This is a genomic window from Pseudomonas sp. GW823-FHT04A03 (assembly GCF_058796615.1).
Map to the genome: position 1 here is coordinate 15,223 of NZ_JBXAIV010000003.1, position 13,243 is coordinate 28,465.

Sequence of the window (13,243 nt, forward strand, 5' to 3'; positions counted from 1 at the left end):
TCCGTAAGACTGCGTCCCACAGCAATGACCGTAACTGCCAGGAATGATGACAGTCCGGTCAGGGCTATGACGCTTCAGCCATCAACGCGCCGGCGGTTGTTCTCCCAGCGGCACCACCGCCATGGTCAGGCGCGACACACAACTGGCCTTGCCTTCATCGCTGGTCAGGCGAATGTCCCAGACGTGGGTGGTGCGGCCGATGTGGATCGGTTTGGCCACCGCCGTCACCCGTCCACTGCGCAGGCCGCGCAAGTGGTTGGCGTTGATTTCCAGGCCCACGCAATAGAACTTGCTGGCGTCGATGCACAGGTAACTGGCCATCGAGCCGACGGTCTCGGCCAGCACCACCGAGGCGCCGCCGTGCAGCAGGCCGTAAGGCTGATGGGTGCGATGGTCGATGACCATGCTGGCCGTCAGCGATTCTTCGTCGAAGGACTCGAAGCGGATGTCCAGCACTTCGCCGATGGTGTTTTTCTGGATTGCGTTCAACTGCTCGATGTTCGGAGTGGTGCGCCACAAGGTCATCGCAGGCTTCCTTTGTTGTTTTGATCGACGCTCAATCCTGCCACAGCACCGCCTCACTGCGCTCGCTCCATTCTTCGAAACGTGCCCCGTAGGTGTCTTCGATGATGTTGCGTTTGATCTTCAAAGTCGGCGTGAGGAAGCCGTTCTCCACCGCCCAACTGTCCTTGACCACCACCAGCCGGCGCAGGCGCTCGTGCTTGTCGAGGACGGCGTTGACCTCCTCCAGCAGTTTTTCCAGGCTCGAATGCAGCGGCGCGCGGGCCTCTTCCCGGCCCACGGCCGACAGCACACACAAACCCAGCGGCGCACTCAGACCATCGCCGACCACGCAGACCTGCTCGATCCGCGAATGCACCGCCAGACGATTTTCGATCGGCGCCGGGGCGACGTATTTGCCCTTGCTGGTCTTGAAGATTTCCTTGAGCCGTCCGGTCAGGCGCAAACGCCCTTCGGCGTCCTGCTCGCCCTTGTCGCCGGTGCGCAGGAAACCGTCTTCGGTGAGGGTCTCGGCGGTTTTCTGCGGCTCCTTGAAGTAACCAAGCATGTTCGCCTGGCTGCGCACCTGCACTTCGCCGGACTCATCGATGCGCACTTCCACGTCAGGACACGGCCGGCCGATCCAGCCTTCCTTGTATTGCCCCGGCAGGCAAATGTGCGAGTAGCCGCAGCTTTCGGTCATGCCGTAGACCTCCAGCACGTCGAGCCCGAGTTGCTGATACCAGCGCAACAAGGTCAGCGGCACCGGCGCCGCACCGGACAAAGCCACGCGCAAGGCATCCAGCCCCAACCCGGCCAACACCTTGTGGCCGATCCGCTTGCCGATGAAGGGCAGATCGAGCAGGAAGTCCAGGCGTTTCGCCGGGATCTTGCTGTAGACGCCCATCTGGAACTTGGTCCAGATCCGCGGCACACCGAACATCGCTGTCGGCCGCGCCCGCTTGAGATCGGCGAGAAAGGTGTCGAGGCTCTCTGCGAAAAACACCGTCTGCCCGGTGTAGATCGACGCCAGTTCGACGAACATCCGCTCGGCCACATGACACAGCGGCAGATACGACAGCAGCCGGTCGTGCTCATTGAGACCGAACAGTTGCGTGCCACGCGTCGTCGCGAACCCGAGGTTGGCAAAACTGTGCATCACGCCCTTGGGCAGGCCGGTGGTGCCGGAGGTGTAAATGATCGTCGCCAGTTGCTCGGCAGCGGGACGCGGATCGTCCTGGATCGGCGAGCTGCGCTGCACATCGTCCCAGTTGAAATCGAACGTGCCCGGCGGATGCAGCGGCAAGCTGACGGTGGTCAGGCCCGCCGGCACACCTGGCGACATACCCGGCCAGTCATCGAGCTTGCCGATGAACGCCAACACGCTTTCCGAGTGGGTGAGCACCTGATTCACGGATTCGGCGGTGAGGTTCGGATAGAGCGGCACCGAGACATGCCCCGCCATCCAGATCGCCAGGTCGGCGATGATCCAGTGCGCGCAGTTTTTCGAGATCAGGGCGATGTGGCTGCCTTGCGGCAATTCCCGGGATCGCAGCCAGTGCGCGGCGCAGCGGGCCTGATGGCCGACGTCGGCCCAGGTCAGCGTCTCGACCTGCCCGCCGCCGATCGGCTGCACCAGAAAACGCTGACGCGGGTGACGGGCCTCGCGTTCGTAAAACACGTCCAGCGGCAAACGGAAGGCGGAAGACATTTCGACTCGCTCCTGTTTTTTGGTCTGGAGCAAGCGTAGCCAACCAAGCAAGTGCTTGGTTGACTATTTCGTACAAAAAATTTCAGGGATGTTTAAGGCTGTTGAGCGTCATCGAACCGATCATCAACTCGCTGTGTTCGAGCTCGGCGAGCCCGGCGGTGCTGACCTTTTCCGGTGGGTAGCCCGCACCGTGTTGCAGGTAGCTGAGCAGATTGCCCACCAGCGGGTTATGGCTGACCAACAGGACGTTGCTCACCGACACCAGTTGCTCGGCCACGCGGTCCGGGTCAACTTCCGGGGTCAGCCACTCGACTGTGCGGATCTCCGGCTCGAAGCCCAGCGCCTCGCGCACCAGTTGCGCCGTCTGCTGCGCCCGCAGGTACGGGCTGGCGTAGATGGCGGTGAGCGGCTGGCCCATCAAGCGGGCCGCACTGCTCAACACTTCCTTGCGACCGTGGGCGGTCAGTTCTCGCTCGGAGTCGGGGCGCGAGCCGTAGGGCTCGGCCTCACCGTGACGCAATACCCAGAGTTTCATAGCTTGGGTTCCTCATCCCGGGCCGGATGCGGTGCCGGCGCGACAACGTGTGGCGCTTCACCTTCCGGAGTACGCGGCGTCGGCCAGTCGGCGAACGGCCAGGGTTTCTGGTCGCTGTGGAAGCTGCCGAAACGACCGATCTGTGCCAGAAACTGGCTCAGGCTATCGCCGAAATTCATCAGGCTGGCGCTCGGGGCGCCATAGATCAAACGATAGATCAACTGCACCAGCACCACCGCGCCGAGGATGAACTGCGCTACCTGCCAGACCAGCACGTAGATGATCATCCACAACACCCGCAGGAGGATGGATTCATATTTGGCTTCGGTTTTCGGATCGTTCATGCCCTGCTCCCTGCTGAATCAGTTGAAACCACTGGTGGAAATAAAGTCGACGTCGGTTTTCGGCTCGCCTCTCATCAGAAGACCGATCACCTGCTCAAGCGTGCGCCCTTCAAACAGGATTGCATGCAATCCGGCGACCAGCGGCATGTACACACCGACGTCCTGGGACTTGGCCTTGAGCACTTTCAGGGTGTTGACCCCTTCGGCCACTTCACCGAGGCGCGACACCGCTTCGTCAAGGCTCAGGCCCTGGCCGAGGGCAAAACCGACCTGGTAGTTGCGGCTTTTCGGCGACGAGCAGGTAACGATCAGATCGCCGACCCCGGCCAGACCGAGGAAGGTCATGGGGTTGGCGCCTTGATTCACCGCAAACCGGGTCATCTCGGCCAGGGCGCGGGTGATCAGCATGCTCTTGGTGTTCTCGCCCATCTCCAGCGCCACCGCCATGCCGGCGATGATCGCGTAGACGTTTTTCAGGGCCCCGCCCAGTTCAACGCCGAAACGGTCGGCGCTGGCGTAGACGCGGAAAGTGCGGCCATGCAATGCGGCCTGCACGGCTTTGCAGAGTTCTTCGTCTTCGCTGGCGACCACGGTGGCGGTCAGCGCGTGCTCGGCGATTTCCCGCGCGAGGTTCGGCCCGGACAGCACGCCAATGCGCGCCTGCGGGGCGATCTCTTCGAGAATCTGGCTCATCAGTTTGAAGGTGTGGGCTTCGATGCCCTTGGTCAGGCTGACCAGCATCTTGCCGCTCAGGCGTTCGGCGTGCGCCGCCAACACCGTGCGCAGCGCGCTAGACGGCAACGCGACGAAACACAAATCGCAGGCGTCGAGGGTTTCCTGCAGGTCGGTGACCGCAGTCACGCCCGGCAGAATCTTGATGCCTTTGAGGTAACGCGGGTTCTCGCGATTGACCCGGATGGCCTCGGCCTGCTCGGGGTCACGCATCCACTGCCGGACTTGATGGCCGTTCTCGGCCAACAGATTGGCCACGGCGGTACCGAAACTTCCGCCTCCCAGGACCGCAATCGGGCGCTGTTCAGTCATATGTAATCCGTTAATCCATACCAGTGGCGATGCCGGCATTATACGGAGCGTCCCCTTCTCGGACAGCCCCGCCGTCAATTACCCGCACTTGTAGGAAGAAGACCAATAAAACCGAGGAAAATGCCTGCAACGTGACTGGAAAAGTCGTCGACCTCGGTTAACATGCGCGCCAATTCTTTGCTATCAAGGCTGCGTCGTGTTTTCTGGCCCCCTCTCCCCGCGTTCGTCCCTGCTGCTGGCGCTGCTGTTCAGCCCGGTGCTGCTGGCGGACGACCTGTTTGTCGACAGTGAGGCCTTGCCGCAGATCCTGACCGCCACGCGATTGAAACAGTCGCCGGCGGAAGTCCCCGGCAGCATGACCGTGCTCGACAGCGAACTGATTGCCGCCAGCGGCGCCCGGGACATCAGCGAATTGCTGCGCCTGGTGCCGGGGATGATGGTCGGCAACATCAGCGGCAATCAGGCAGTGGTGAATTATCACGGGACCAACGCCACTGAAGCCCGGCGCATGCAAGTGCTGATCGACGGCCGCTCGGTGTACCGCGCCGGTCTCGCGACCGTGGACTGGAGCGACATCCCGGTGGCCATGGAAGACATCGAACGCATCGAAGTCTTTCGCGGCCCGAACACCGTCAGCTACGGCGCCAACGCGCTGATGGCGGTGGTCAACATCATCACCCGCAACCCGGCGGACAGCCACGGCACACGGCTGAAGATGACGCGCGGCCAGCGCGGCATCAATGACTTCTACGCCAGTCAGAGCACCGGCTGGAATGGCGGCGATTTGCGTCTGTCGCTGTCCGGTCAGGAAGACGACGGCTTCGACAGCGACCGTACCGGCGCCGATTACCGCGACAACCGCCGCTTGAACCGCTTCAGCCTCGCCGTCAGCCAGACCTTGAGCGACAACCAGAGCCTGGACTGGCAGATCAACGCCAAGGACGGGACCAATCAACGCCCGTATACCTACCGTCCGGTGTTCTCCGGGATTACCGCTGCCGGGAACAATTCCGACGTGATTGCCAAGGACTACGCCGGCTCGGTGCGCTGGAACCTCGACCTCAATCCCGATCACAGCCTTTATGTGCAGGGTTCTGCGCAACACTGGGATCGCCAGCAGACCTGGCGTGCCTGCGACGCCGAAGTGTCGTTCAGCCCGCAATTGACGGAGCTGTGGCAGCTCAACCCGAACTACACCGAACGCCTCGCACGCAACATGACCCTGTTCACCGGCCCCGGCGCACCCGCCGGCACGCCGCAGGAAATGACCCTGGCCAATCAGGTGCTGGACCAGTGGCGCAACGGCGCGCGCCAGACCTTGTGCGGCGACATCGACCAGAGTGCGCGGGAATCGCGTTACGACCTGGAGTTGCAGGACACCCTCAGCCTGTCCGATAGCCTGCGTCTGGTCAGCGGCCTGAACTATCGTTACGACCGGGCCGATTCCGAGACCTATTTCAACGGCACGCTGGACGACACCACCTGGCGCGCCTTCGGCCAGCTGGAATGGCGCGCCAGCGAACACTGGCTGTTGCAGGGCGGCGCCATGTTCGAAGACACGCAATTGATCGGCAGCTCGCTGACGCCCCGATTTGCGGTCAACTACCTGTTCAACCCGCGCCACAGCCTGCGCGCGGTGTATTCGGAAGCCATCCGTTCGCCGGACATGTTCGAGAACAACGTCAACTGGAGTTATCAGGTGACCAACCTGCGGCCCGCCGCCTATGGCCAGTCTTCGGCCCGCTACTTCGTCAAGACCCGGGGCCCCGGCGATCTGGACCAGGAACACATGCGCTCGCGGGAACTGGGCTACAACGGCTTTTTCCCGGAATGGGGCCTGGCGCTGGACGTGAAGCTGTTCTACGACGAAATCACCGGGATGATCAGCGAGCCGCTGCGCAACAATCAGTACATCGCCAGCAACGCCAACGATTCGCGCTTTCGCGGCACCGAGACGCAACTGGACTGGCGCCTGAGTGCGGCCGACCGCCTGCGCCTGACCTACGCCTTCGTCGACGCCGAGGCGAGCAACCCGCTGGACCAGCAATTCACCGCGCGCAACAGCGGCTCGGCCGGCTGGCTGCGCGATTGGGGCCACGGCTGGAACAGCGCCCTCTTCTACTACGGTGACAACGCGCTCAACGGTTACCGCTTCGAGCGGGTCGACACGCGCATCGCCAAACGCATCGCCCTGGGCAAGGCCCAACTGCAACTGGCCGGCGTGCTGCAACAGCGGCTCGATCATGAGCCGACCACCTTCGTCGACAACAATTACGACGAACGCCGCGTGGTGTATTTCAGCGCCGAGCTGGAGTTCTAGATGCGTTACGCCATGTCACGGAAGATGCCAACACTCGGCCAATGGCTGGCCGGGCTTTGTCTGTTCCTGACAGCGTGGCTGCATGGCGTGGCGGTGCAGGCGGCCGACATTCTGCTGACCGGAGCCGAGGAAAGCCCCGGCGTGCAGTCTTTCGTTCAGGCCCTGAGCGAACTGCGCCCGACCGACCGCGTACATTTCCAGCCGCTGGCCAGCCTGCCGGCGCCAGGCAAGTTGCCGTCGAGCCTGCGCCTGATTCTGCTGGACCTGCCGAGCCTCGACTGGCGCATGCAGGAAAGCCAGGGCCCGGCGACGTTGGTTCTGCGCATTAGCCGCCTGCAAGCCCGGCAACGCTTCGGCGATGCGCAACCACCCCACTTGAGCCTGCTGTGGGCCGATCCGCCGCTGAGTCGTCAGTTGCAACTGATCCGCCGGATCCTGCCCCAGGCCGGGCGCGTCGGCGTGCTGTTCGATCAGCACAGCGAGTTCCTGCTCAAGGAGCTGCAATCGGCCGCCCAGCCGCTGAATCTGCAAATCGTCCCGCAGCGCTGGGACAACACCCACGACAGCCGACCTTTGCAGACCGTGCTGAAAAACAGCGATGTGCTGCTGGGCCTCGACGACCCCGACCTGTACAACCCGAAAACCGCGAAGAACCTGTTGCTCAGCAGTTACTCTCGGCAACTGGCGCTGGTCGGCCCGAATGTCGCTTTCGTCCGCGCCGGCAGCCTGGCCAGTACCTACAGCGATCAGAACGACTGGCTGGCCGTCCTCGACGATCTGCTGGACCGGTCACCGGCCATCTGGCCGCGCACGCTCTACCCCGGGCGTTTTAAAGTCTCAAGTAATGCGCAGGTGGCTCGTTCCTTAGGGATAGAACCGATGAATGAAGCGTCTGTCGCCGCAGAGCTGGCCGAAGGAGAGCGCCGCCCATGATTTTCCGCCGTTGGGACATCAACACCCGCACCCAGTTGATCAGCCTGGGCCCTGCGCTGTTGCTGACCTTGCTGCTGATCAGCTTTTTCACCTTCGTGCGCATTCAGGATTTGCGTCAGGAGTTGAACCACACCGGCCAGTTGATCGCCAACCAGCTCGCACCGGCCACCGAGTACGGGGTGATTTCCGGCAACAACGAAGTCCTGGAAAGCCTGCTCAAAGCCACGCTGGCCACGCCAAACGTACGGTTTCTGGAAGTGCAGGACAGCGCCAACCGGATTCTCGCTTACGTCGAACAGCCGGCGGATGCGCACAATCGCCCGCATCAGGTTGAAGTGTTCCAGGCGCCGGTGCGGCTGCAACGCATCGCCCTGCACAACGATTTCTTTCAGGACGGCAAGAGCAATCCCGGCGTTGCTAGCGAGGATTATCTGGGTCGGGTGATCGTCGGTCTGTCCAACGATGCCTTCAGTCAGCGCCAACAGGAAATTTTGCTCAAGGCGGGAATTCTGGCGTTGTTCGCCCTGCTCTTCACTTTTGTGCTGGCGCGGCGACTGGCCGGCAGCCTTTCGCAGCCGATCCGCGACATCGGCAATGCGGTCAAGGCGATTCAGGACGGCGATTACAAGACGCCGCTGCCGATTGTCGATGACACCGAGCTGGGCGCCCTGTCCCAGCACATCAACAACCTGGCCCAGGCGCTGGAACAGGCCAGCCGCGAACAGCACCAGGCGATGGCGCAACTGATCCAGACCCGCGAAGAGGCGGAAAAGGCCAACAACGCCAAATCGGATTTCCTGGCGATGATGAGCCATGAACTGCGCACTCCGATGAACGGCGTGCTGGGCATGCTGCAATTGCTCGAAACCACCGAAATGACCGAGGAGCAGGTCGAGTACGCGGCGCTGGCTTCCGAGTCCACCGAGCATTTGCTCAAGGTGATCAACGACATTCTGGATTTCTCGCGCATCGAGCGTTCGGAACTGGAGCTGGAGCACATTCCGTTCAACCTCGCCGAAGTGATCGGCGCCTGCGCCCAGTCGTTCCAGCACAGTGCGGCGCAACGCGGGCTGGCCCTGCAACTGCGAATCCCCGAAGACATGCGCGACTTGCAGGTACAGGGCGATCCGACGCGGATCCGGCAGATTCTGGTGAACCTGGTCGGCAATGCGCTGAAGTTCACCGAACAGGGGCGCGTCAGCATCGAGGCGCAGTGGCAATCGCTGGATCACGAATTGCTGTGGTTCACCTGCGCGGTGCGTGACAGCGGCATCGGTATTTCGCCGGAGAGCCTGGAGCTGATGTTCAACGCGTTCCAGCAGGCCGACAGTTCGATTTCCCGTCGTTATGGCGGCACCGGCCTGGGCCTGCCGATTGCCCGCACCCTCGCCGAGCGCATGGGCGGCACCTTGCGCGCTCAGAGCGAAGAAGGTCGCGGATCGGTATTCACCCTGGAAATACCACTGGCTTTATATAAGCAGGCACTGCCCGCGCTGGCGGCACCGCGCACGCTGAACGGCGACAGTCATGGCGAAGGGCGCAACGTGCTGCTGGTGGAGGACAACCCGGTCAACCAGACGGTGATCGAAGCCATGTTGCGCAGCCTGGGCTTTACCGTCAGCGTCGCCACCGATGGCGTGCAGGCGGTACGCAGCGCCGGGGACAGCCGTTTCGAAGCGATCCTGATGGATTGCCGCCTGCCACTCATCGACGGTTACGAGGCGACCCGACAGATCCGCCGTCTGCCGGGCTGCGGCCATGTGCCAATCATCGCCCTGACCGCCAATGCGTTGCAGGGCGACCGCGAAAACTGCCTGTCGGCGGGGATGAACGATTACCTGGCCAAGCCATTCAAACGCAATGATCTGCAGCAGATTCTGCAGCGCTGGGTGCAGTAACAAGGCCCTTTCGACCATCTGTGACTGGCGTGAAAAGCGAAAGTGCGGCAGTCTTAGGCACCCGAACGGGCCTCAAAAGGGGCTTGAATAAAAATTTCAGTGCACAAGTGTACATTCATGTCCTTGGTGCTGTGACTTTCACCACAACGCAATAGTCTATGAGTAGGCTGCCGGTACGAGGCATGAACGCGTCGATCGGCCGGGAAGATTTGCCCCACCTGCCGCATGGGATTATTGAGGAGCTCGCATGACCAAACAAAACGCCTTTACTCGGGAAGACCTGCTGCGCTGCAGTCGCGGTGAGCTGTTCGGCCCAGGTAACGCGCAACTGCCCGCCCCGAACATGCTGATGGTGGATCGCATCACCCTGATCAGCGAAGAAGGCGGCAAGTACGGCAAAGGTGAATTGGTCGCCGAGCTGGATATCAACCCTGACCTGTGGTTCTTCGCGTGCCACTTCGAAGGCGATCCGGTGATGCCGGGCTGCCTGGGTCTGGACGCCATGTGGCAACTGGTCGGTTTCTTCCTGGGCTGGCAAGGCCTGCCGGGCCGTGGCCGTGCGCTGGGTTCGGGCGAAGTGAAATTCTTCGGCCAGGTCCTGCCGACCGCCAAGAAAGTCACCTACAACATTCATATCAAGCGCGTCCTCAAGGGCAAGCTGAACCTGGCCATTGCCGACGGTTCGGTGACTGTCGACGGTCGCGAAATCTACACCGCCGAAGGCCTTCGCGTCGGCGTGTTCACCTCCACTGACAACTTCTAAGGGTTATTCGCATGCGCCGCGTCGTTATCACTGGTCTGGGCATCGTTTCGTGCCTGGGCAATGACAAAGAGACCGTCTCCGCTAACCTGCGTGCAAGCCGCCCTGGCATCCGGTTCAACCCGGAATATGCCGAAATGGGTCTGCGTAGCCAGGTTTCCGGCTCCATCGACCTCAACCTTGAAGAGCTGATCGATCGCAAGATCTATCGCTTCGTCGGCCACGCAGCGGCTTACGCCTACCTGGCCATGAAAGACGCCATCGCTGACTCCGGTCTGACCGAAGAGCAGGTGTCCAACCCGCGTACCGGCCTGATCGCAGGTTCCGGCGGCGCGTCGACCCTGAACCAGATGGAAGCGCTGGACATCCTGCGCGAGAAAGGCGTCAAGCGCGTCGGCCCATACCGTGTAACGCGGACCATGAGCAGCACCGTTTCGGCTTGCCTGGCCACTCCATTCAAGATCAAGGGCCTGAACTACTCCATCGCTTCTGCCTGCGCCACCAGTGCTCACTGCATCGGTACCGCCATGGAACAGATCCAGATGGGCAAACAGGACATCGTGTTCGCCGGTGGCGGTGAAGAAGAGCACTGGAGCCAGTCGTTCCTGTTCGACGCAATGGGCGCCCTGTCCAGCAAGCGTAACGACACCCCGGAACAAGCCTCCCGCGCCTACGACGCCGACCGTGACGGTTTCGTCATCGCCGGTGGTGGCGGCATGGTCGTGGTCGAGGAGCTGGAACACGCTCTGGCCCGTGGCGCGAAGATCTATGCAGAAATCGTTGGCTACGGCGCAACGTCCGACGGCTACGACATGGTGGCTCCAAGCGGCGAAGGCGCAATCCGCTGCATGCAGCAGGCGCTGTCCACCGTCGACACCCCGATCGACTACCTGAACACCCACGGCACTTCGACTCCGGTCGGTGACGTCGCGGAAATGAAAGGCGTGCGTGAAGTGTTCGGCGACAAGGCCCCGGCCATCAGCTCCACCAAGAGCCTGTCGGGTCACTCCCTGGGCGCCGCCGGCGTTCACGAAGCGATCTACTGCATGCTGATGATGGAAGGCAACTTCATCGCCGGTTCCGCCAACATCGACGAACTGGACCCTGAAGTGGCCGATCTGCCGGTGCTGACCAAGACCCGCGAAAACGCCACCATCAACACCGTGATGAGCAACAGCTTCGGCTTCGGTGGCACCAACGCCACCCTCGTGCTGAAGCGCTGGGAAGGCAAGTAATTCCCTTCCGCTGAGCCGCACATGAAAACGCCCCGACTGGTTCGGGGCGTTTTTTTTCGCCTGGAGAAAGGCATTTTCAGCGGTGCCAAGATGAAACGTTTGTCATGCAACTTACCGCCCTGCGACTGAATGTCGCGGATTCAGCGGGCTCCAGCGCTGTTGCAGATTTCGCAAGAATACATTGCACAAATCGGGCGTTTACTTAGCAGGCTAACAAAATCTATAAAAGAGTCCTGCACACGCCTTGCTGCAGATAACAGAGATTGGAGCTAGCAGATGACTGTAAAAGTAACTGAACGCGACGATTCACACATGTCCCATGAAGGCGTAGCCGCCGGCGTACGGATCTGGGATGTGCATCAACAAGACTTGCTGGTCGGCATGTTCCACAACGAGATCGACGCCCACAATTACAAGGCCGAACTGGAACTGCAAGAACGCCAGCGGGATCTGAAATCCGCCTGAATCAAAACCACAGCATTGAAAACGACAAACCCCGCCATGAGCGGGGTTTGTCGTTTATCCCAGGGCCACTTTGCGGCCCGGTGAAATCTTTACCACATCAGATCATCAGGGATCACATAGGCCGCGTACGGATCGTCCTCGGCATTGACCTCTTCGACCTTCTCGTTGAGCTGGACGATGCGCTGTGGATCGCGCTCCTGAATCTTCAGGGCCGCCTCACGAGGGATCACTTCGTAACCGCCGGCATGGTGCACGATCGCCAGCGAACCGCTGCTGAGCTTGTTGCGCATCAGCGTGTTGACGGAGATGCGCTTGACCTTCTTGTCGTCGACGAAGTTGTAGTAGTCCTCGGTGGTCAGCTTCGGCAGACGCGAGACTTCGATCAACTGCTTGACCTGCGCAGCGCGGGCCTTGGCTTCCGCCTTCTCCTGCTGCTGACGGTTCAGCTCCTGGTCGCGTTTGACCTTCTCGGCCTGGGCTTCCTGGGCAGCACGCTGCTGGGAGTCGTCCAGTTCGATCTGGCCTTTGTGGGCCAGGCGCTGTTGTTTCTGTTTGTCTTTGCTGACCTGCTTGGCCTGCTTTTGGTTGACCAGCCCTGCTTTGAGCAACTGGTCGCGAAGGGAAAGGCTCATTGATGCTTACTCACTTAGGCAACGGCTCAGCCGCAGCTGGGCAAATTCTTTTCCTGACGTTTGGCTTCGCCCCACAGGGCGTCCAACTCTTCGAGGGTGCAATCTTCTATGGGTCGGTGGGTGTCGCGCAATGCCTGTTCGATAAAACGGAAACGTCGTTCGAACTTGCCGTTGGCGCCACGCAACGCGGTTTCCGGATCGACCTTCAGATGCCGGGCCAGATTGACCACGGAAAACAGTAGATCGCCGATCTCGTCGGCCACCGCTTGCGGGTCATTTTCGGACATGGCTTCGAGCACTTCATCGAGTTCTTCACGGACCTTGTCCAGCACCGGCAACGCATCCGGCCAGTCGAAACCGACCTGCCCGGCACGCTTTTGCAACTTGGCCGAGCGGGACAGTGCCGGCAACGCAGCCGGCACATCGTCGAGCAGTGACAGTTGCTGCGGCTCGGCGGATTTCTCGGCGCGCTCCTCGGCCTTGATCTCCTCCCAGCGCTGCTTGACCTGCTCTTCGTTCAGACGCGGCACGTCCAGCGGCGCATACAGATCGCCGGTGGGGAACACGTGCGGATGACGACGGATCAGTTTGCGGGTGATGCTGTCGACCACACCGGCAAACTCGAACCGCCCTTCTTCCCGCGCCAGCTGGCTGTAATACACCACCTGAAACAGCAGATCGCCCAACTCGCCCTGTAGGTGGTCGAAGTCGCCGCGCTCGATGGCGTCGGCGACTTCGTAGACCTCTTCAAGGGTGTGCGGGACGATGGTCGCGTAAGTCTGCTTGATGTCCCACGGGCAACCGTACTGCGGATCGCGCAGACGGTTCATCAGGTGCAACAAGTCTTCAAGGCTGTAGATCGGTT

At 61.5% G+C, this 13,243-nt stretch carries 13 protein-coding genes; 6 read left to right on the plus strand and 7 right to left on the minus strand.

Features of this window, described 5'->3' with window-relative positions; translation table 11 throughout:
- Positions 1–81 precede the first annotated feature (81 nt).
- The 5 genes from AC1Q9F_RS09835 to AC1Q9F_RS09855 all read right to left on the minus strand — a co-directional run bounded on the left by AC1Q9F_RS09835 (position 82) and on the right by AC1Q9F_RS09855 (position 4,135).
- On the minus strand, positions 82–525 hold the full coding sequence (locus AC1Q9F_RS09835) for a hotdog fold thioesterase (protein WP_007957810.1): 444 nt from the start codon (positions 523–525) through the stop codon (positions 82–84).
- A 31-nt stretch (positions 526–556) separates the two neighbouring features.
- Positions 557–2,212 carry an AMP-binding protein gene (locus AC1Q9F_RS09840; RefSeq protein ID WP_492620010.1) on the minus strand — a complete coding sequence of 552 codons (1,656 nt, stop codon included), beginning with the start codon at positions 2,210–2,212 and terminating at the stop codon, positions 557–559.
- Between the two features lie 82 nt (positions 2,213–2,294).
- Complete coding sequence (sixA, locus tag AC1Q9F_RS09845; RefSeq protein WP_492620009.1) at positions 2,295–2,747, minus strand: phosphohistidine phosphatase SixA; 453 nt, start codon at positions 2,745–2,747, stop codon at positions 2,295–2,297.
- Positions 2,744–3,091, minus strand: a complete 348-nt coding sequence (locus AC1Q9F_RS09850) for a DUF4389 domain-containing protein (protein ID WP_115078878.1) — start codon at positions 3,089–3,091, stop codon at positions 2,744–2,746. The genes sixA and AC1Q9F_RS09850 overlap by 4 nt, the downstream gene beginning before the upstream one ends.
- A gap of 18 nt (positions 3,092–3,109) precedes the next feature.
- Complete coding sequence (locus AC1Q9F_RS09855) at positions 3,110–4,135, minus strand: NAD(P)H-dependent glycerol-3-phosphate dehydrogenase (protein ID WP_007957803.1); 1,026 nt, start codon at positions 4,133–4,135, stop codon at positions 3,110–3,112.
- Between the two features lie 196 nt (positions 4,136–4,331).
- On the opposite strand from AC1Q9F_RS09855, the gene AC1Q9F_RS09860 reads away from it, so the two are divergent.
- The 6 genes from AC1Q9F_RS09860 (at position 4,332) to AC1Q9F_RS09885 (ending at position 11,746) form a co-directional block, all read left to right on the plus strand.
- Complete coding sequence (locus AC1Q9F_RS09860) at positions 4,332–6,455, plus strand: TonB-dependent receptor plug domain-containing protein (protein ID WP_492620008.1); 2,124 nt, start codon at positions 4,332–4,334, stop codon at positions 6,453–6,455.
- Positions 6,456–7,388: an ABC transporter substrate-binding protein gene (locus AC1Q9F_RS09865; protein ID WP_492620007.1), complete on the plus strand. Its 933-nt coding sequence runs from the start codon at positions 6,456–6,458 to the stop codon at positions 7,386–7,388.
- Positions 7,385–9,286, plus strand: coding sequence for an ATP-binding protein (locus AC1Q9F_RS09870; RefSeq protein ID WP_207983668.1), 1,902 nt, complete (start codon positions 7,385–7,387; stop codon positions 9,284–9,286). Before AC1Q9F_RS09865 ends, AC1Q9F_RS09870 begins: the two co-directional genes overlap by 4 nt.
- Before the next feature lie 247 nt (positions 9,287–9,533).
- Complete coding sequence (fabA, locus tag AC1Q9F_RS09875; RefSeq protein WP_003227150.1) at positions 9,534–10,049, plus strand: 3-hydroxyacyl-[acyl-carrier-protein] dehydratase FabA; 516 nt, start codon at positions 9,534–9,536, stop codon at positions 10,047–10,049.
- 11 nt (positions 10,050–10,060) lie between these two features.
- Positions 10,061–11,281: a beta-ketoacyl-ACP synthase I gene (gene fabB, locus AC1Q9F_RS09880; RefSeq protein WP_007957797.1), complete on the plus strand. Its 1,221-nt coding sequence runs from the start codon at positions 10,061–10,063 to the stop codon at positions 11,279–11,281.
- Positions 11,282–11,557: 276 nt separating this feature from the next.
- Positions 11,558–11,746 carry a hypothetical protein gene (locus tag AC1Q9F_RS09885; protein WP_007957795.1) on the plus strand — a complete coding sequence of 63 codons (189 nt, stop codon included), beginning with the start codon at positions 11,558–11,560 and terminating at the stop codon, positions 11,744–11,746.
- 89 nt (positions 11,747–11,835) lie between these two features.
- On the opposite strand, the gene AC1Q9F_RS09890 is transcribed toward AC1Q9F_RS09885, so the two are convergent.
- Both AC1Q9F_RS09890 and mazG read right to left on the minus strand, forming a co-directional pair.
- Positions 11,836–12,378 (minus strand): DUF2058 domain-containing protein, encoded by a 543-nt coding sequence (locus tag AC1Q9F_RS09890; protein ID WP_007957793.1) that lies wholly within the window; start codon positions 12,376–12,378, stop codon positions 11,836–11,838.
- Between the two features lie 26 nt (positions 12,379–12,404).
- On the minus strand, positions 12,405–13,238 hold the full coding sequence (gene mazG / locus AC1Q9F_RS09895) for a nucleoside triphosphate pyrophosphohydrolase (RefSeq protein WP_492620023.1): 834 nt from the start codon (positions 13,236–13,238) through the stop codon (positions 12,405–12,407).
- Positions 13,239–13,243: the final 5 nt, after the last annotated feature.